The sequence below is a fragment of the Umezawaea sp. genome, from assembly GCF_057122925.1.
Genome location: NZ_DBNGPQ010000192.1, coordinates 24,539 through 43,983 on the forward strand (window position 1 = coordinate 24,539; position 19,445 = coordinate 43,983).

16 protein-coding genes are annotated in these 19,445 nt (G+C 72.8%); 5 read left to right on the top strand and 11 right to left on the bottom strand.

Going from position 1 to position 19,445, the window contains the following annotated elements:
* The first annotated feature begins 7 nt into the window (after positions 1–7).
* Positions 8–667: an NUDIX hydrolase gene (locus tag AC156L_RS42580; protein ID WP_484407858.1), complete on the top strand. Its 660-nt coding sequence runs from the start codon at positions 8–10 to the stop codon at positions 665–667.
* Between the two features lie 46 nt (positions 668–713).
* Positions 714–1,616, top strand: coding sequence for a DUF4231 domain-containing protein (locus AC156L_RS42585; RefSeq protein ID WP_330877696.1), 903 nt, complete (start codon positions 714–716; stop codon positions 1,614–1,616).
* Here the strand turns inward: AC156L_RS42585 and AC156L_RS42590 are convergent.
* The 6 genes from AC156L_RS42590 to AC156L_RS42615 are packed head-to-tail and all read right to left on the bottom strand — an operon-like array spanning position 1,613 to position 5,733.
* Positions 1,613–2,515, bottom strand: coding sequence for a phosphotransferase family protein (locus tag AC156L_RS42590; protein WP_330877697.1), 903 nt, complete (start codon positions 2,513–2,515; stop codon positions 1,613–1,615). The genes AC156L_RS42585 and AC156L_RS42590 overlap by 4 nt on opposite strands.
* A gap of 29 nt (positions 2,516–2,544) precedes the next feature.
* Positions 2,545–3,150 carry a hypothetical protein gene (locus tag AC156L_RS42595; RefSeq protein ID WP_330877698.1) on the bottom strand — a complete coding sequence of 202 codons (606 nt, stop codon included), beginning with the start codon at positions 3,148–3,150 and terminating at the stop codon, positions 2,545–2,547.
* 7 nt (positions 3,151–3,157) lie between these two features.
* Positions 3,158–3,826 (bottom strand): hypothetical protein, encoded by a 669-nt coding sequence (locus tag AC156L_RS42600; RefSeq protein WP_330877699.1) that lies wholly within the window; start codon positions 3,824–3,826, stop codon positions 3,158–3,160.
* Complete coding sequence (locus AC156L_RS42605; protein WP_330877700.1) at positions 3,823–4,962, bottom strand: WXG100 family type VII secretion target; 1,140 nt, start codon at positions 4,960–4,962, stop codon at positions 3,823–3,825. Before AC156L_RS42605 ends, AC156L_RS42600 begins: the two co-directional genes overlap by 4 nt.
* On the bottom strand, positions 4,959–5,273 hold the full coding sequence (locus tag AC156L_RS42610; protein WP_330877701.1) for a hypothetical protein: 315 nt from the start codon (positions 5,271–5,273) through the stop codon (positions 4,959–4,961). The genes AC156L_RS42605 and AC156L_RS42610 overlap by 4 nt, the downstream gene beginning before the upstream one ends.
* Positions 5,274–5,283: 10 nt before the next feature.
* Complete coding sequence (locus AC156L_RS42615) at positions 5,284–5,733, bottom strand: YbaB/EbfC family nucleoid-associated protein (RefSeq protein WP_330877702.1); 450 nt, start codon at positions 5,731–5,733, stop codon at positions 5,284–5,286.
* A 130-nt stretch (positions 5,734–5,863) separates the two neighbouring features.
* Between AC156L_RS42615 and AC156L_RS42620 the strand changes: the two genes are divergently transcribed.
* The 3 genes from AC156L_RS42620 (at position 5,864) to katG (ending at position 10,169) form a co-directional block, all read left to right on the top strand.
* Positions 5,864–7,387: an alkaline phosphatase D family protein gene (locus AC156L_RS42620; protein WP_330877703.1), complete on the top strand. Its 1,524-nt coding sequence runs from the start codon at positions 5,864–5,866 to the stop codon at positions 7,385–7,387.
* Positions 7,388–7,481: 94 nt separating this feature from the next.
* Positions 7,482–7,910, top strand: a complete 429-nt coding sequence (locus tag AC156L_RS42625) for a Fur family transcriptional regulator (RefSeq protein ID WP_330877704.1) — start codon at positions 7,482–7,484, stop codon at positions 7,908–7,910.
* Positions 7,911–7,934: 24 nt separating this feature from the next.
* Positions 7,935–10,169 (top strand): catalase/peroxidase HPI, encoded by a 2,235-nt coding sequence (katG, locus tag AC156L_RS42630; protein ID WP_330877705.1) that lies wholly within the window; start codon positions 7,935–7,937, stop codon positions 10,167–10,169.
* A 50-nt stretch (positions 10,170–10,219) separates the two neighbouring features.
* On the opposite strand, the gene AC156L_RS42635 is transcribed toward katG, so the two are convergent.
* From AC156L_RS42635 to AC156L_RS42655, 5 genes are read right to left on the bottom strand one after another with little or no spacing between them, the layout of a single operon-like run.
* Positions 10,220–12,007 carry a hypothetical protein gene (locus tag AC156L_RS42635; protein ID WP_330877706.1) on the bottom strand — a complete coding sequence of 596 codons (1,788 nt, stop codon included), beginning with the start codon at positions 12,005–12,007 and terminating at the stop codon, positions 10,220–10,222.
* A complete protein-coding gene (locus tag AC156L_RS42640) occupies positions 12,004–13,080 on the bottom strand; it encodes a hypothetical protein (RefSeq protein ID WP_330877707.1) in 1,077 nt (358 codons plus the stop codon). The genes AC156L_RS42635 and AC156L_RS42640 overlap by 4 nt, the downstream gene beginning before the upstream one ends.
* Positions 13,077–14,060 (bottom strand): serine/threonine-protein kinase, encoded by a 984-nt coding sequence (locus AC156L_RS42645; RefSeq protein WP_330877708.1) that lies wholly within the window; start codon positions 14,058–14,060, stop codon positions 13,077–13,079. Before AC156L_RS42645 ends, AC156L_RS42640 begins: the two co-directional genes overlap by 4 nt.
* Positions 14,061–16,268: a hypothetical protein gene (locus tag AC156L_RS42650; protein WP_330877709.1), complete on the bottom strand. Its 2,208-nt coding sequence runs from the start codon at positions 16,266–16,268 to the stop codon at positions 14,061–14,063.
* A complete protein-coding gene (locus AC156L_RS42655) occupies positions 16,265–19,414 on the bottom strand; it encodes a tubulin-like doman-containing protein (protein ID WP_330877710.1) in 3,150 nt (1,049 codons plus the stop codon). The genes AC156L_RS42650 and AC156L_RS42655 overlap by 4 nt, the downstream gene beginning before the upstream one ends.
* Positions 19,415–19,445 lie beyond the last annotated feature (31 nt).

Consider the following 19,445-nt stretch of genomic DNA (forward strand, 5'->3'; position numbering starts at 1 on the left):
TCCCACCATGATCGAGTCGACGCTGGTCTCGGTGGACGTGGTCGTGCTGCGCTTCGACCCGGATGCGCGCGCGGTGCTGCTGGGGGTAGCACCGCGCGCGCTGGCCCCGTTCGCGGGGGACCTGGCGCTGCCGGGTGTGCTGCTGGGCAAGGGCGAACGCTTGCGCGACGCGTCCAGACGGGCCGTCACCGGCAAGCTGGGCGTACCCGACCGGGCCGTCACGGCGACGGGCCAGCTCGCCATGTTCGACGAACCGTCCCGCGACCCCCGCGGGCCGACCCTGTCGATCGCCCTGTGGGCCGCGGTCGACCCCGCCCGCCTCGACGTGGGCACCGCCACCTGGACGCCGCTGGACTCCGTGCCGCCGCTGGCGTTCGACCACAACCGGATCATCGCCGACTGCCGTCCCCTGCTGGCCGACAAGCTGTGGCGCGACACGGCGTTCACCGCCGGTCTGCTCGGGCCCGAGTTCACCACCGCGCAGGCGCTCGACGTCACCGAGTCCCTCACCGGCGACCGCCCCTACCCCGCCAACCTCGGCCGCACGATGGACCGCGTCCCCGGTCTGGAACGCACCACCCAGCACGCCGCCGCCCTGCCGAAGGGCGGCCGTCCGCCGCTGGTGTGGCGGTGGAACGCGCAGCCCGGTCAAGATCCGGCCCGTTAGGATCCCGACCGAGTTCCCAGCGACGTCCCGTCAGGAAGGCGCGCGCATGGCCACACCGGTCGAAGGCCTGGAAGACGCCCACCTGCCGGGGTTGTTCGACTCGGCCGACAGGACGTCGCTGCGGGGGCAGGAGGAGTACGGGCGCACCGTCAGGCTCAGCCTCGTCCTCGCGGTCGTCGCCGCGGCCACCGGGATCTCCTCCTGGGAGGTCGGCACCGCGGGCGTGGACCTGGCCGCGATCGGCACCGCCGTCGCCCTGGCCGCCCTCCTGCTGCTCCAACTCGCGGTGGGCTCCAGCAGGCCGGAGGACCGCTGGTACGACGGGCGGGCGCTCGCGGAGTCCGCCAAGAGCCTCGCGTGGCGCTTCAGCGTCGGCGCCGCGCCGTTCCCGAAGGGCACCGACGAGGCCGCCGTCGAACGGCGGTTCACCGACCAGGTGTCGCGCCTGCTCGACGACGCCCCGACGACGGCCGTGCCCGCGTCGGACCGGCCGGTGGTCACCGAGCGGATGTCGGCGATCAGGGCGAGCGACCTGGCCACCCGCAAGGCCGTCTACCTGGAGTCCCGGATCGCCGACCAGCAGCGGTGGTACTCGGGCAAGGCCGCGTTCAACGACGGGCGCGCGAGCCGGTACCGGATCGCGCTGGTCGTCGTCGAGGTGCTGGGCATCGCCGCGGCGCTGGCGAAGGCGTTCGGGCTCGTCGACCTGACCCTCGCGGGCGTCGTCGCGACGGTCGTCGCGGCCGGGCTGGCGTGGACGAACCTCAAGCAGCACTCCACGCTCGCCCGCGCCTACTCGTTCGCCGCCGCGGAACTGGCCATCACCCGCGCCCGCCTCGACGGCGTCGAGGAGGAGGCGGAGTGGTCGGCGGAGGTCGCCGACGCGGAGCAGGTGGTGAGCCGGGAGCACACCATGTGGCGCGCGTCCCGCTCACGGGCGTCGGACTAGCCGTTGCGGGTGAGCCAGGCCTCGACCTGCTCGGCGTACTGCGGCGCCCACCTCGGGGTCCAGCGCAGGAAGTAGACGTGCATGGACAGCGCGTGCAGCACGTGGGCGAGGTCGACGCGCCGATCCCAGTCGTCCGGTAGCGGGCACGCGGCGGCGTAGGCGTCGAGGAAGACCCCTCGGCCCGCCGGGAACGCGTCGAAGAGGTGCTCGTCGAGCTTGCCGAAGTCGCGGAACCGGTCCGCGTACCCGGCGTGCTCGAAGTCGAGGACGCAGGTGATCCGCCCGTCGCGCACCAGGATGTTCGGCAGCCACAGGTCGCCGTGCACCAGCGACGGAACGCTCGCCGTGCTGTCCAGCCGTGCCACCGCCGCCGCTGTCGCGGTCCGCACGGCCCTGCCGTCGCCGAACGCGTCGGTCCCGCCGAGCAGCGACTCCACCTCGGCCTCGACCGCCTCCCGCAACGTCGCCGCCCCGCTCTCGCCGAACGTCGACCCCTCGATGCGGTGCACCCGCCCGACGACGTCACCGAGGTCCCGGCACAGCACCTTCCGCCGCTCCTCGTCGAGCGACTCCCACACGTCCCCCGCCGCGTCACCCTCCTGGAACTCCTGGACGAGCACGGGTCCGCCGACGGCCGGGTCGTGCTCCACCAGCCGCCGGTACCGCACCACGGGGACGCCGTGCTCGGCGGCGACCCGCGTGGTGGCGACCAGCCGCCGGAAGTGCTCGGGGTCGCGGTTCCGCAACGGCACCTTGACCAGCAGCCTCCCCTGGTCCGTGTCGGCGACCCACTGGTCGCTCGTGTACCCCGCGTCGAGCGGGCGCACCACCTCGACGCGCACCTCGGGGCACGCCCGTTCCAAGACCCTCCTGATCGTGGTCTCGGTCTCCACCGTCATCGGTGCCCTCCCCGTTCCCGTCCGCGGTGTCAGAGATTGGCGTAGGCCGTGACGACCGACTGCTCGGCGTTGGCGTCGCGGAAGTCGAAGGTCGAGCCGTCGGTGAACTCCACGCGCACGAACCACTCCGGCTCGACCCGCCTGCCCAGCGGCACGGCGCGGAACCGCGCGGTCACCGGGGACTCCCACCACGTGACGAGCGGGGGCGCGTCGCGGTCCTGGCCGAGGGTTCGCACGCGGCCCAGCAGTCCGCCGGTCGGCGCGGGCGCGGTGAGCGTTCCCTCGACGACCAGCGCCAGGCGTCGGTTGCTCAGCAGGAGCCAGCACTCGTCGCGGCCGACCGCGAAGAGATCGGCCCAGGCGGCGGCGGTCGCGGGACCCGTGGCCCAGCCCCACACCGCGGGGTCGTGCACCCACTCGTCCCGGCGGAACCGGCCGGTGCTCACGGCCTCCGTCGGCAGCGGCCAGTCCGGTTCGGGCACCGCGGCGGCGGGCACCTGGCCGGCAGGCCGGTGCGGGACACCGGCGGCGGACCCGACGTGCCCCCCGGCGTTGACGGCCCAGACGATCTGCTCACCGGTGGCGCACCAGTGCTTCTGGGCGATCTCGGCCAGCTTGGTCCTGCTCTTCGGCACGTGCCCCTCACCTCTGCCCGGTGGCCATGTCGAGCAACCGCCGCGCGTGCTCCGGTGCGGGCCCGCCGACGAACTCCACACCCGACCCGTCGGCCAGGGCGACGCGCAGGACGTGCACGGTCCGCGTCGCGCAGTCGTACGGGAGGGTGCGCTCCGCGGTCGTGACCGACGCGATCATCCCGCGCGGCACCTCCGCGACCGGCGCGACGTCGACCGTCTCGATCGGACGGTGCGCCGGGTACGGGCTCTTGCCCGCCAACGAGTCCCGCGCGTTCTTGGCGAAACCCCTCACCTGGGCGAGGAACGAAACCTCCGCCTCGGGTTCGACCGGCTCCTCGACGGTGCGCACCCAGCCCAGCCGCCTCGGGGTCAGCACGCACCACAGCGCCGCGGTGTCGGGGAGGTCCGCGAACGCAGGCGCGGAGCCGAACACGACGAGCGACGGCGGTGACTGCCCCTGGTCGCGGGGACCGCCCGCCGCCACCGCCGCGGTCGCCGTTCCCAGTGCCCTCAGCGCCCTGCCGCCGAGTCCGCGTTCCGGACGCCCCCACCAGTCCAGGCCCGCGACGTCGAAGCCGATGCCCGCGCGGCTGCTCGGCGCGCACAGCAGCACGTCCTCGTCCGGTCGGCACCAGGACGTCCGCAGCGCGAGGACACCGTCGAGCTTGGGCGTCACCAGTCGAACCCGCGATCCTGCGCCGCTCGGCGCTCCTCTTCGGACGGTGCGTTGCGCGCGGCGTGGTCCGCCGCCTGCGCACCGAACTTGATCCCGCCGTCCACGGCGGTGTCGACGCCCGCGCTGAAGACCGCGCCACCGACCCTGGTCTGCCCGCCGAGCGCGCCGGTCAGGACGGTCTGGGCGATGTTGCCCGCGAGCGCGCCCTCCCCCGTCACGCCCTGCATGAACCGGTTCGCGGTGGTCGAGGCGAGCGTGGTGCCGTCCGCCCTGGTCACGATGTTGACCAGCGGGTTCGCGCCGAGCTGCCTGCCCGCGAACTGCTGCGCCATGTTGCCGCCGCGCAGGGTGTTCATCCGCTGGATGACCTGGCGCAGCGGGCCTCGGACGACGCGCTCCAGCAGCTTCTCCAGCTTCTGCACCAGCTTGAACAGCTCCATCTGGAGCTTGCTCACCCGCATGGTGATCCGCATGCCCGTGCTGCCGACCTGCACCGTCGTCGTCGCGCCCGCCGCGGCGACCGAGCCGCCCGCCGTGATCCACGACGCGGCCAGCGCCGCGAGCCACTGCACGATCAGGCCGATGATCAGCTCGGTGAGGATCTGGATCACGAACTCGACGAACACGTCGAACAGCTCGGCGATCATGTCGAGGGTCTGCTTCAGGCCCCGGACGTCCTCGGCCAGCGCGGACACGCCGCCGCTGAACTCGCTGACCTGGTTGCGGAACGCGTCACCCGCCGCGCCGACCCACAGCCCGGCCGTGGCCTCTCCGCGCTTGGCCTCGGACTCCGCGACCCCGTCGAGCCACTGGGCGACCTCCTCCCAGCCCTGACCGGTCGCGCGCATCTGCTCGGGGTCGCCGATCGCCCACTCCGCGAGTTCGATCAGCGGGCTCATCACGATCGACACCAGGAAGCCGAGCCCGTTGTCCATCAGGGCCTGTCCGGGGCTGGCGAGCGTCTGGAGCAGCTCCATCCGGCCCGAGACCGCCGCCGCGGTCATCTGCGGCGCGCTCGTGGCGTCGGCGAGGTCCTGCAACGCGCCGACGCCGGAGCTGCCGCGGCCCGCGGCCTGCTCGAACCAGTTCTTCTGGTCGCCGCCGTTGAGGTCGGCGAACGTGCCGGGGGCGCTCACCGCGTCCCGCCGATCCGGCCGAACGCCTGCGACACGCCGACGTCGATCCCGCGGTAGACCTCGAAGCTGGCGTCGAGCTGCTCGCCGGTCTGCTTGAGGAAGTCCTTCGCGTCCTCGGCGAGCGTGCGGCACTCGTCGAGGCTGGAGAAGTACCCGCTGCTCAGGCCTACCGCGTCACCGATGGGCCCGAAGCACTGGTCGTCCACCCTGGCCTGCTCCAGCAGGCCCGCGAGCGCGCCGAACTTCTCGGCCAGGCTGTCGCTGCCCCTCGCGAAGGCCGTCAACGCCTCCGGCATCACCTGGAAAGTCACGCACATCCCCCTAGCGCAAGAACGAGTTCGGTGGTTCCTCGTCTCCGACGTCCGTCCTCGGCGGACGGTTCCCCTGCGACGGCGCGGGCGCGGCGGGGGCGGCCGACGGCATCATCGGCTCCACCCCGGACGCGGCCATGCCCTGCTTGAACTCCGCGAGCCGGTCGCCCAGGATCGGCGAGACGGCCGCGTCGAGCTGCTGCGCGGCGTTCTGCGTGGCCGTCCGGATCGCGTCGAGGATCTCCTGCTGCAACGCCACGTGCGACCGGTCCATCGCGCCGGGCAGCAGCTGGAGCCCCAGCACCGCGCCCGACGGGGCGGTGGTCACGGTGACCGATCCGTCCCGGTTCCTCCCGGTCCCCCGCAGGTCCTTCATGACCTGCTGGAGCTCGGCGGCCTTGGCCGCCTGCTCCTGGAAGGACTTCATCATGCCCTGCAACCGCTCCTGCCGGTCGACCACGCAACTCACCCCAAGAAGATCGACGCTGTTCGGTGGTCGCACACCGTACAACGAGGCCGCGGTCGCCCGTGGCGGTTCAGTTCACACCGCCCCGACCGAACCGCCGAGCCGGTTGAGCCGTATTGAGTGCATGACCCCCGTGACGCGGCGCACCCTGCTGGCAGGCGGACTGGCCCTGACCGCGTTCGGCGCCGGGTCGGCGCGCCTGGTGGACCCGTTCACGCTGGGCGTCGCCTCGGGCGACCCGACGCACGACAGCGTGCTCCTGTGGACCCGCCTGGCCCCCGTGCCGCTGGCCGAGAACGGTCTGGGCGGGATGCCGTCGCGGCCGGTGGAGGTCGCGTGGGAGCTGGCGCACGACGAGCGGTTCCGCCGGGTCGTGCGGCGCGGGGTCGAGTGGGCCAGGCCGGAGCTGGGGCACAGCGTCCACGTGGACGTCGGCGGGCTGGAGGCCGGTCGGGAGTACTTCTACCGCTTCGCCGCCGACGGTCACCTGTCCCGGACCGGGCGGACCAGGACCACGCCGGCACCGGGGACGTTGACCACACCGCTGACCATGGCGTTCGCGTCCTGCGCGCAGTACGAGCACGGGTACTTCACCGCCTACCGGCGGCTGGCCGAGGACGAGCCGGACCTGGTGCTGCACCTGGGCGACTACCAGTACGAGTACGAGTCCGGGGTGCACGTGGCGCCCAACGGCAACGTCCGGGGGGTGGAGGGGCCGCGGACGGTGACGCTGGCCAACTACCGGCAGCGCTACGCGCAGTACAAGTCGGACGCGGACCTCCAGGCCGCCCACGCGGTCGCGCCGTGGTCGGTCGTGTGGGACGACCACGAGGTCGACGACAACTGGGCCGGGGAGGTGCACTCCAAGCCGGAGAAGCCGCAGCCGGACTTCCCGGCTCGGCGGCGGGCGGCTTCTCAGGCGTACTACGAGAACATGCCGATCCGGACGGCGCCCCGCGGGGCGGACCTGCGGCTGTACCGGCGGGTGGTGTGGGGGCGGTTGGCGACGTTCCACATGCTCGACACCCGGCAGTACCGGGACGACCAGGCCTGCGGGGACGGGATCAAGCCGTGCGACGAGCGGTTGGACGTGGGCCGGTCGATGCTGGGGGCCGAGCAGGAGGCCTGGCTGTTGGACGGGTTCCGGGGGTCCTCGGCGCGGTGGGACGTGGTGGGGCAGCAGGTGTTCTTCTCGCAGTACGACCACGCGAGCGGGCCGGTGCGGGAGACGAACCTGGACGCCTGGGACGGGTACGCGGCTGATCGGGACCGGGTGGTGGCCGGGTTCTCGGCCGTGCGGAACGCGGTGGTGCTGACGGGGGACGTCCACGCCTCCTGGGGGGTGGACGTCAAGGAGCGGTGGGATGATCCTGGGTCTCGGACGGTGGCGACCGAGATCGCCGGCAGTTCGATCACGTCGGGCGGGGACGGGTCCGAGGACTACCCGGAGACGCCGGAGTGGCTGGCGGAGAACCCCCACGTGAAGTTCTTCAACAACCGGCGGGGGTACGTGGTCGGGCGGGTTGGGGTGGACGGGTTTCGGGTGGATTTTCGGGGGGTGGGTTTCGTGTCCTCCCCGGGGGCCGGGGTCAGCACCAAGGGGTCGTTCCTCATCGAGGACGGGCGGGCCGGGTTGAACCGGGTGTGAGGTCGGCCTTCTCCCCGTGGCACCCTCGTGGTGGCGCGAGTCGCCGTGAGTGGTCATTCTTGATTGATTCCAGAAAGCAGTGCACACTGCTGGCGTGCCACCGCCATCCGACCTCGAACGCGCGCTGCGAGGGGTCTCCCTGCGCGTCACCCGGCCTCGGGTCGCGGTGTTGTCGGCTGTGCACTCGCACCCGCACGCCGACACGGAAACGATCATCGGTATCGTTCGTGAAGGACTCGGCGGGGTGTCCCACCAGGCTGTTTACGACGTTTTGCGAGCCTTGACCACTGCGGGGCTGGTGCGGCGGATCGAGCCGCAGGGCTCCGTGGCGCGTTACGAGGCGCGGGTCGGGGACAACCACCACCACGTCGTGTGCCGGTCGTGCGGTGCCATCGCCGACGTCGACTGCGCGGTCGGCGAGGCTCCCTGCCTGACCGCTTCCGACGACCACGGCTTCCTGGTCGAGGAGGCCGAGGTCGTCTACTGGGGCCTGTGCCCCGTGTGCACCACCACTGCCGGATAGTTACTTTTGATCTTGGAGATTCCCGTGTCTGACAGTCCTGACGCCGTCGTTGGAGAGATGAACGAGGAGAGCGCGGGTGGGTGCCCGGTCTCCGTGGGTCGTCTCAACCACCCCACCGAGGGTGGGAGCAACCGGAGCTGGTGGCCCAACCAGCTCAACCTGTCCATCCTCCGCAAGCACTCGGCCGCGTCCGACCCCATGGGTGGGGACTTCGACTACGCCGCCGCGTTCGCCACGCTCGACCTCGACGCCCTGGCGCGCGACGTCGACGAGGTGCTGACGTCGTCGAAGGAGTGGTGGCCCGCCGACTTCGGCCACTACGGGCCGTTCATGATCCGGATGGCGTGGCACAGCGCGGGCACCTACCGCGTCGAGGACGGGCGCGGTGGCGCCGGTGCGGGCATGCAGCGCTTCGCGCCGCTGAACAGCTGGCCGGACAACGGCAACCTGGACAAGGCGCGCAGGCTGCTGTGGCCGGTGAAGAAGAAGTACGGCCGCACGATCTCGTGGGCCGACCTGATGATCTTCACGGGCAACCGCGCCCTGGAGACGATGGGCTTCAAGACCTTCGGCTTCGCCGGTGGCCGCGCGGACGTGTGGGAGCCCGACGAGGACGTGTACTGGGGCCCGGAGCGCACCTGGCTCGGCGACGAGCGCTACACCGGTGACCGGGAGCTGGAGCGCCCGCTGGCCGCGGTCCAGATGGGACTCATCTACGTCAACCCCGAGGGCCCCAACGCGAACCCGGACCCGCTGGCCTCGGCCCGCGACATCCGCGAGACCTTCGGGCGCATGGCGATGAACGACGAGGAGACCGTCGCGCTGATCGCGGGCGGCCACACGTTCGGCAAGACGCACGGCGCGGCCGACCCGGACCAGTACGTGGGCCCCGAGCCCGAGGGCGCCTCCATCGAGGAGCAGGGCCTGGGCTGGAAGAACACGTTCGGCAGCGGCAAGGGCCGGGACGCCATCACCAGCGGTCTGGAGGTCACCTGGACCGCGACGCCGACCCGGTGGGGCAACGGCTTCTTCGACAACCTGTTCGGCTACGAGTGGGAGCTGTCCAAGAGCCCCGCGGGTGCCCACCAGTGGGTGGCGAAGGACGGTGCCGGGGCGAACACGATCCCCGACCCCGAGGACGGCTCGCTGAACAGGCCGCCGACGATGCTGACGACCGACCTCGCGCTGCGGGTCGACCCGGTCTACGAGCAGATCTCGCGCCGCTTCCACCAGAACCCCGACCAGTTCGCGGACGCGTTCGCCAGGGCCTGGTTCAAGCTGACGCACCGCGACATGGGCCCGATCCAGCGCTACCTCGGCCCGCTGGTCCCGCAGGAGACGCTCATCTGGCAGGACCCGGTTCCGGCCGTGGACCACCAGCTCGTCGACGCGGACGACATCGCCGCCCTCAAGGCGAAGATCCTCGACTCCGGCCTGACGACCTCGCAGCTCGTCTCGACCGCGTGGGCGTCGGCCTCGACGTTCCGCGGCAGCGACAAGCGCGGCGGCGCGAACGGCGCCCGCATCCGCCTGGAGCCGCAGCGGAACTGGGAGGTCAACGAGCCCGACGCGCTCGCCCAGGTGCTGCGCACCCTGGAGAGCGTCCAGGAGTCGTTCAACAGCGCCCAGACCGGTGGCAAGAAGGTCTCGCTGGCCGACCTCATCGTGCTCGGCGGCACCGCCGCCGTGGAGCGGGCGGCGAAGATCGCGGGCCACGAGGTCCAGGTGCCCTTCACGCCCGGCCGCACCGACGCCACGCAGGAGCAGACCGACGCCGAGTCGTTCGCGCCCCTGGAGCCGACCGTCGACGGGTTCCGCAACTACCGCGGCAAGGGCCACCGGCTCCCGTCGGAGTACCTGCTCATCGACCGCGCGAACCTGCTCACGCTGACCGCGCCCGAGCTGACGGTCCTCATCGGTGGCCTGCGCGTCCTGAACGCGAACCACCAGCAGTCCCAGCTGGGTGTCCTCACCACGACGCCGGGGTCGCTGACCAACGACTTCTTCGCCAACCTGCTCGACATGGACGTCGAGTGGAAGGCGACGTCGGAGGACGCGGAGACCTTCGAGGGCCGCGACCGCACCACCGGCGAGGTCCGGTGGACCGGTAGCCGCGCCGACCTCGTGTTCGGCTCGAACTCCGAGCTCCGCGCCGTCGCCGAGGTCTACGCGAGCGACGACTCGAAGGAGAAGTTCGTCCGCGACTTCGTGGCGGCCTGGACGAAGGTCATGAACCTCGACCGCTTCGACCTGGTCTGATCCCGAGCGCGTCCGGGCCCGTCGCCGCGGCGGCGGGCCCGGACGTGTGCTCAGGGCACGACCACGGGCGTCCCCCAGCCGTTCTCCGGGGTGATCTTCCGCTTGCCCTCGGCGAAGCCGTCCAGCCTGGGCACGTCCGCCGACGGCACCTCGATCGCCACCAGCTCCGACTTCTCGGGCTGGGTACCGGTGGGCGCACAGCTCCACAGCGCACCGGTGCCGTCCTCCTCCCGCACGCACGGCTGCTGCGGGTAGAACTGCTCGCCGAGCCTGGCGAACGCGTAGAGCACGCGGCCGGTGTCCACCGCGGTCACCCGGACGGCCCGTCCGGCGGGCCGCGCCGACGTCGAGGGCTGCGGCTCCGAGGTGGGCACGACGTCGCTCACGTCCGGGACCGGCGTGGCCGCCTCGGGCCTGCCCGTCGCGTAGCCGAGCGCGAACACCGCGACCAGCACCGCGAGCACCACCGCGAAGGCCACGGCCAGCAGCGGCCTGTTCACCGCCACCGCTCCCAGCGGCCTCCTGGCGCGCTGCGGCTTGAGCCGCCTCGGCCTGGGGTAGCCCGCGTCCCACCGTTCGAGCGCCACGACGGCGATGTCCTGGCGCTCGACGCTCGACGCGGCCAGCCCGAGGACGCGGGCGAACTGCCCGGACCTGCCCCTCCGGATGAGCTTCCGCGCGTGCTCGCGCGCGTCCTCGTCGTCGCGGAGGTCCTCCAGCTCCAGCCCGTACAACGCGTGCGCCAGGTCCCGCAGGCCGTCCCCGGTGGCGGCCTCGACCCGGTCGGCGACGTCGTCCACCACCCGCACGTCGACGTCCTTGCGGACCATGGACCGGAACTCGCGCCCCTGGTTCCCCAGCGCCCGCAACGCCTTCCGCAGCTCGTCGATGGACGAGACGTCGCGCAGCCGCGCGTCCCACTGCTTGCCGAGGTTCGGCATCCGGTGTCCGCTCCGCGAGTCGTCCACCCGCACCGCCTGGTGCGGGGGCGCGCTGTCACCCCGCCGGGGTTGACGTCCGGCCACGACGTCGACGGTCGGCGGAGGTGCCGAGGCTCCCCGCAGCAGGGCGTCGAGCAGGTCGCAGGCGAGCGGCCTCGACCTGCTGTCCTCCGGACGGCCGCGGAGGTCGACGACCGTGCGGCGCGCGACCCCCCCGTTCGGGATCTCCGGCAGGAACACGATCTCCGGCAGGTCGCGGACACCGAGGTCGTGGCGGTTCGCGTAGGTCGAGTACGACCACGTCCGCCCGCACCCCGTCCGCCTCAGGTGTTCGTCGGCGGCCTCGCGGAGGCCCCACACCACCGCCAGCCGGTCCTCGTCCGGGCAGCCGATGATGCTCAACGGCTCGCCGGGGGCGTCGAGCAGGCGGGAGAGGACCACGGCGAGCTGGTCCTCCAGGTGCCGCACGGACGTCGGCGACCACCGCGACGCGGCCGCCACCGCGGCGAGGGCGCGCGCCCTGATCGGTGCGGGCCTGCCCGGTGGCGCCTCGTCCCTCCACCCGCCCCACTGGGCCAGGGCGAGGGAGAGCGACACGTCCAGCACCGACGCCGATCCGATCAGCACGTGCGCGTTCCCGCGCCCCTGGGAGAACCCGCGTTCGACCCGGCGCACGACCGCGGCCGACCCGTCGTCGAACCGGAGGTACGACAGGGCGCTCGCGGGCAGCTTCCCGCCCTGCACCGGTTCGAGCCGGGTGTGCTCCTGGAGCCGCGCCCGCCACTTCTTCATGTCGTTCTCGTAGAGCGAGCAGGTGATCATGTGGTGTCCGCTGTCCATTTCGGACACCCCGAAGAAGGCCTGGTGGACCTCCTCGTCCGGTTTCGGCTCGGTCATGGTCTGCCCACCCTGTCGGCTTCGGGTCCGGTGATGATCCCGGTCATGGCGAGGATCGACACCAGCGGTTCGAGCACCCTGGTCGGGTGGAACCCGTGCGGGAAGTGCTTCTTGCCGGGGTCCGCCGCGTCGACGGGGACGGCGTCGCCGCCGCTCGCCGAGACGAAGTGCAGCGTGCACCGGGCGAACTCGTCGAACGGGCGCAGCGAGGCCAGTGCCCCGGCCTGGTGCAGGTAGGCGTAGACGTCCCTGGACTCGGCGCGCACGCGGTCGGCCTTCAGCTCGGTCTCGTCCCCCCGGTGCAGCCAGCGCTCGGCGGGCGGCACGTACCTCAGCCGGTCGGCCTTGGTCACCGCGATCACCGCGGGCAGCCGGTCCCCCGGCAACTGCGCGACGGCCTGCTCGAACGACGCGTTCTCGCTCCGCCCGGACGACCTCCCGGTCTCCAGCGGGTCCTCCGAGGCGTGGACGAAGATCACGGCGTTCGTGGCCATCAGGAACCTGTTGGCCCTCGGGTCGGTGCTCTCCAGGTCCTCCCCCGCGACGTCGAAGAACGTCACCGGGCGCTGGCCGCCCGGCCCGCGCACCAGCAGGATGTCGGCGGCCTCGACGATGCCGTTGCCGGTGCCCGCGAGCAGGTCGCCCCGCTCGAACGGCAGGATGAAGTACTCGCGGAACGCCTTGTGCCTGCGGACGTCCAGCGCGGTGACGGTGACGCCGTGCGTCGCGAGCCCGTTGAGGTACGCCTGCCGGATCATGGCGGTCAGCAGGTGCGTCTTGCCCGAGATCGGCGCGCCCACGAGCCCGATCACCAGCGGGTCGCCGTGGTCGGCGTAGGTGGCGGGCAGGTAGTGCTCCGGTGTGTCGCCCGCCGGGTTCGGGCACTGCCGGTACCCCTTGCGCACCAGGTTGTCCCGCTTGGTCGGGGACAGCGACGAGACGTCGACCAGCTCGAAGCGGTCGTTGCGCTCGTCGTGGAGCGAGATGTAGGGGTCGTCGGGCCAGACGAACTCGTCGGCGCAGACGGGGCAGCGCATCACCCTGGGAGGCCGTCCCTGGGGGGGAGCACTCATATCAGCACCACCGCTCCGATGATCAGCGCGCACAGCAGGACCGCCGCGGCGACGTAGTGGAAGACCCGCTTCCCGTGCCCGTCGGCAGGCACGACCGGGCTCCGGACCGGCTCGCGGGTGGGAGGGGCCGCCGGTGCGCGCTTGCGGGCGCAGGCGCGGTCGAACAGCGCGCGGCCCGCCGCGAGCTGGGCCTCCGGGTCGACGTGCGGCGGCAGGTGGGCGTCGGTGTGCAGGCGGCCGAGCAGGTCCGCGACGAGCGGTCGCCGGTCCACCGGGTTGTCGAAGACGGGATCGAGGAGTTCCCGCAGCCGCTGCGGGTCCCGGCCGCGCTCCTGCCGCGCGTCGCCGATGTGCAGCCGCCTGATCAGCAGAGCCGCGCCCCACAGGTCGTCGCGCTCGTCCACGACACCGGTGCCCGCGGTCTGCTCCGGCGAGCGGACCGCCGACCGGCAGGCGCGCCGCGGTTCACCGACGCGTTCGGACGACTCGAAGTCGACGAGGTGCACGGTGCCGTCGTCCCAGCGCACCGAGTCCATGCTCACCGCGCCGTGCACGACGCCCGCCTGCGCGGTCAGGTGCAGCGCGCGGAGCAGCCCGCTCTCGAACCGCCTGCGCTGGACGTCGTCGAACCGCGCGACGTGCTCGGCGGCGGGCGATCCCGCGTACTCGCGCAGCAGCGCGAACGGCTCCTCGGCGTCGATGTTGTACGCCACGAGCCGCGGCAGCTCGGCCGGGTACCGGTCGGGGAAGACCTGGCCGAGCCGCGCGCCCGCGCGGATCTCGTTGCGCAGCAGGTCGTACAGCCTCGGGTTGCGCCTGCCCGCCGCGCGCGAGACGTACTTGCGCAGGTACAGCCGTCCGTTCACCTTGACCAGCCGCTGCTCCAGCGCGGCTCCCGGCGTGACGAACTCGTTCAGCTCCTCGACCTCGATCTCGGCCAGCACACCGGTCACGTACCGGCAGCGCACCAGTTCCGCCATCTACCGCACACCACCCGACACCTGACGCACCGACTCGGGCCGCAGCGGCAGCAGCCGCACGGCACCGACGAACTCCCCGCCCTCGCTCCAGGCGACGCCGGGGTCCGCGACGAGCGCCGCGTGCGCGCCGTCGCGTTCGAGCACCTGCCGCAGCCGTGCGGGCGCGACCCGGACCAGCCCCGACGTGGCGCCGGTGCTGAGGTAGCCGAGCTGGCCGCTGCGGCACAGCTGCGTCATGTCGTCGGCCCCGTCGGCGCGCAGCGCGGCCAGCGCCGCGGGCGACTCGGCCCAGACGCGGGCCATCAGCGCGTCGCGGGGCCCGCGCGCGGTGCCGAACCGCGTGGCGGTCATCAGGCCGTTGCGCCGGACGTCCGCGCCGTACTCGTCGAGCAGCCGCTCCAGGCGCTGGGTGTACACGCCCTGCGGTGTGGTCACGTCGGCCGCCGCGGCGGGCCAGGCGATCTCCAGCGCGGTGCGGCAGACGTCGACCAGGTCGCCGCGGACGACGGCGTACAGCTCCTGCGGAACCGGCCGCACCATCCGGGTCTGGCCTCCGGGCGACGGCTCCGGCGCGACGAACAGGGCGTCACCCGAGCCGCCGAGCGTCGTGGCGATCTCCCCGAGGCCCGCCGCGACCTCGGCCGCCGCCGCCGCGAGCACCCGCCTGCGCAGCATCGGCAGCCACTCGCGCGCGGTCACGTCCTCGGCGATCTGCGTCAGGTCGCCGACCGTCGCCCGCAGTCGCGCCACCCCCAGCTCGTCGCGCCACTCCCGCACCGCCGACCGCCAGCTCACCACCACGACCACGGCGCTGAGCACGGCCACGAGCACCGCCGAACCGGGGAGCGCCCACCGCGGGACGTCCACCAGGAACCGGGCCACCCGGACCGCGAACAGCTCTCCCGCACCGGCTCCGGCCACCGCTCCCAGCACCCCGGAGACACCGTAGGTGGCCACCGACGGGACGAGCGCGTCCTCCAGACCGCGTTCGGCCTCCGGGCCGGGTCGACGGGCCAGCAGCAGCCAGCCGGACCCGAACCACGCCACCGCGAGCAGGCAGCCCGCCACCCAGCCCAGCCAGCCCGGCCCGCACAGCAGGGCCACCAGCGCGCAGGCCGGGAAGACCACCGGCAGTGCCGCCAGCGGGAGCGGCCAGGTGCGGAACTCCGGCATCGCCAGGCTCAGCGGACCGCGCTTGCGCACCTCCTCCACGGCCGTCGCGCACCCCTGCGGACCGCTGTTCGCGGCCACCAGGCGCAGGTCCCGCGCCAGCGGCGACAGCGCGGCGCCGTCGTCGAGCCTGGCCTCCACCGCCTGCCGCAGGTCCGCCGCGATCTCGTCGCCGTCGGCCTCGCGGGGCCGTGGCACGCCGAGCGCGACGACGTCCTCCACGGACGGACGTCCGACCTGGAGCTGGCCGTCCATGCGGGTGAGCAGCTCCGCGACCGCGCGGCGGTAGTTCTCCACCGCCTGGCCCGCCCACACGACCTGGCTGCCCAGGCGTTCCGTCGTCCGGGGCGAGTACAGCAGCGCCTTGGCCGTCCCGAGCGTCCTGGCCAGTTCGGCGACGTGGTCCAGCCGCCGCAGCGCCTCCGTGCGCGAGGTCTGCACCGGCCCGGACAGCACGGCGCCGTCCCGGCCGCTCGGCAGGTAGGAGCGGCGGATCGACTCGCCGAGGTCGTGCGGCGTCGCGTGCTCGGCCGCGCACAGCGACCGGACGGCCGCGGCCCGCGCCTCGGCCAGCTCGACCGGGTCCGCGGCGCTGGACACCAGCCGGACGCCGGGGTTGACCGCCGCGCTGGGCAGGCCCTCGGCCGTCGCGACGACCCGGTCGAACAGCGCGGGCACGCGCAGCGCGGCCACCAGGCTGTCCAGCGCGTCCTCCGACGACTCGGACCGGCGCGGGGCCGACCGCTCCGGCGCCCAGTCCACGCCGCGGGGATCACCGACCCACAGGACGGTGGCGTGCCGCAGCGCCGGTGGGATGTCCAGGACCACCCCGTCCAGCGGGTTGTCCGTGCCCACCTCGCCGACCGCGACGCACACCACCGCCGTCACCATCTTCTCGGCCAGCAGCGCCAGGTAGGTCTCCGCGTGCTCCAGGAGGGCGTCGGCGCGGTCGACGACCACGACCCCGCCCTCCAGCGCGTCCGGTGGCTCGGCCTCCGGGTCGCGCAGGTCGACCAGGACGATCCTCGACGTGCTCATGCCGACGCCCCACCACCGAGACCGCGGGCGAAGTCCACCTGTTCCCTGAGGTCCAGCAGGCTCTTCGCCGTGGCGCCGACGTGCTGGTCCAGCGCGTCCGGCAGGGTGTGCGACCAGAACTCGCGGAAGACGGCGAGCTGCGGGTCCTGGCCGAGCACCCGGTTCTGCTCGGCCTCCTTGACCTTGAGCAGCTCCGACCCCGAGAGGTCCACGAGCGCGGCGAACTCCGGTGCCGGTGGTCGCGGCGACCGGTCTGCGTGGGCCGGGACGGTCGACATGAGCCGGGCCGCGAGGCTGCGGCGGGTCTGGTTGTCGTCGGTGAGCACCCAGCGCTCGTAGGCCTGGAGCACGCTCGCCCACGACGACAGCGCGCCGATCGGCGTCAGCTCCAGCTTCATCGACACGGCCTCCCTGCTGCCGAGTTCCACGGTGATGTGCTCGGGGCTGGCGGGGTCGCCCGCGATCAGGACCTTGCCGTCCCACGCCGCGCAGAGCAGCCGGTGCAGCACGTGCCTGCGGTCGTGCTCGCCCATCAGCAGGTAGTCGCTGTTCTGGCTCAGCCTGCGCCGCCAGGCCAGGCTGTCCTGCGGCTGCGGCTCGCGCTGCGCCTCGGCCCAGAGTTTGATCACCCGGCGCAGCTCCGGCACCTCGGTGACGCCCATCGAGCTGCGGTTGAGCACGACGATCATGGCGTCGGCCTGCACCGCGCGGAACTCCGGCTCGCCGACCATGTCCACGGGCAGCGAGACCTCGCGCCGCAGGAACCGCTCCACGTCGTCGTTCTCCTGCGCGGCGGGGTAGGTGAACAGCACCTTGAGGGCCGCGTTCCCGTCCGGGGCGAACCCGCCGGGCACGAGTTCGGCCAGCTTCTGCCGGAACCTGTTCAGGTCGGACTCGGTGACCGTGTTGTCCCGCCGCTGCACGGCGTTCGCCAGCAGGTCCTCCATCCGCGGCACCAGCGCGGGCCGCGCGCGGTCGCCGGGGCGGATGCACTCGGCCACCGCCTCCTTGATCCGCTGGCGGACGTGGGCGACCGCGGCCTCCGGGTCCTGGTGCCCCGCGGTCATCGCCTCGGCCCAGCCGTCCTGCCCGAGCAGCAGGTTCAGCACGTGCCCCTCGCGCGCGTTCGCCTTGAGGTGCTGGGACAGGTCCTCCTTCAGCCGCAGCAGCACCGACTGGTAGAAGCCCTCCAGGCCGTGGTTCTCCGGCGGCAGCAGGTAGGTCACGCCGACGCGCGACTTGTAGAGGTCCTTCGACCGCTGGTCGAACTGCGTCGGGTCGTTGCGGGCGTGCGTGACGAACGCGTCGTGCACGGCGCGGAACTCCTCGACGAACGCCTGCCACGGCCGGTCCCACAGCCGGTGGCTGTCGTTCCAGGCCGCGTTCCAGATGCGCCGCGACTGCCAGGCGTACCAGGCGTCCTGCTGCCGCATGACCGCCTGGACCGGTTCGTCGGCGATCCGCAGCCGCTGCATGAACCTCTTCTGGAGGTTGCTCGGCAGCGGGGGCACGGCGGCGTTGAGGCCCGGAGCCGCCGCCGGGGGCACCCGCCAGGTCTCCAGCATCGAGCGGAACCCGCCCTTGTCCAGCGCGTCGGCGAGGTCGCGGTTGCCGAAAACGGTGCGGTGCAGGCGGAACAGGTCGATCTCCCGCAGCAGCAGCGAGGCCGCCGCCGACGGGTTGAACTCCTGCGCCAGCGTCGCGACCGGCCCGCCGAGCCGGTCCTTGTCCCGGTCGATGGCGGCGGCCATCGCGTTGGCCCGCTCGGTCAGCGCCGCGATGACCGCCCCGTAGCCGACGGGGTTGCCCTGCGGCGGGATCCGGGAGGGCGTCGCCTCCAGCAGCCGGTCCAGGCCCGCGCCGCTGATGAACTGCCGGATGTGCGCCTTGTTGGTCTCGGCCGCGCCCGGCGGCACCAGCAGCTCGTTGACCGCGTTGGCGAGCAGGTGGGAGCTGACCACGTCGGTCAGCTCCAGCAGCGGCGTGGTCAGCGCGGCGACCGCGCTCGTGGTCACGCCCCGGCGGCCGACGCCGGTGTCCGCGGTGGCGTGCCGGTCGACCTTGCTGTTGATGAAGCCGTCCGCGAAGGACTGGTAGGGGCGGTTGGCCCCCTCCTCCTGGTCGTCCTGCTCCGTGGGGCCCGCCCCGATCAGCGACGTCATCAGCGACACCATCGACCGGTTGAGGTCGTCGCGCCGCACCCCGCCCACCGGACGGCCGAACAGGAACGCCGTCTGCACGGTGTTCGGCAGGAGCTGCACCTGGTCGAGCCGCGGGTAGCGGACGGACACCGCGCCGTGCGTCCCCTTGTGGTCCAACGCGTCCGGCGAGCCCTGCGCGTTCTGGTCGTCGATCAGCCGGAACAGGTCGACCAGCGAGGAGCCCGCGTTGAGGTCGGCCGGACGGCCGCCGCCCTGCCCGTCGTCGAACGCCGACGGCATCAGCACCAGCGGGTAGATCTCGGCCTGCTTGCCGCCGCGCTGCATCAGGTGGCCGATCAGGTGCAGGTAGTCGTAGAAGATGCCGCTGCCGGTGCCGCCCGCGACGGAGAACACCACGAACACGATCACCGTGTCGACGCGCTGCGTGCGCTTGCCGCTCACGACGTACAGGTCACCGGCGGACTCGTTGATGTCCTCCATGGCCTTCTTGATCCCGAGCAGCGCGGTGTCCGGGTTGCGCCGGATCGTCTCGAACAGCACCCCCCGCCCCACGGTGGGCAGCTGGCCCGCGCCGCGCACCAGCGGACCGATCCTCGGGTCGCTCTCCTTGGAGGGCAACCAGTGGATCGTCTCCTCGTCGGTGTTGATGCGCAGGCTCTGGGCCACGTCGGCGGAGTTCGACAGCCGCGCGGGCACCAGGTCGGCGATCTGGTGCATGGTCTTCTGCGCCGCCTGTTCGTGCTCGCGGCCGGGCACCACCTCCCGCCGGACCCGCTGCAACTCGTTCGCGCTGAGGTCGGCGTACACGAACTGGAGGCACGACGGGAGCTGGTAGGGAAGGAAGTTCGGGTTCTGGACGTCCCCCAGCAACCGCGTCCCGTCCGGCCCGCACAGCTCCTCCCTCAGGCGTTTCTCCAACTCGGCGCCGACCTTGCACCCGGTCCCGCCGAGTCCGACGAACATCATCGGCTGGTAGATCCTCATAACGGCATCGTCCTCACGGTCGCAGGCCGGA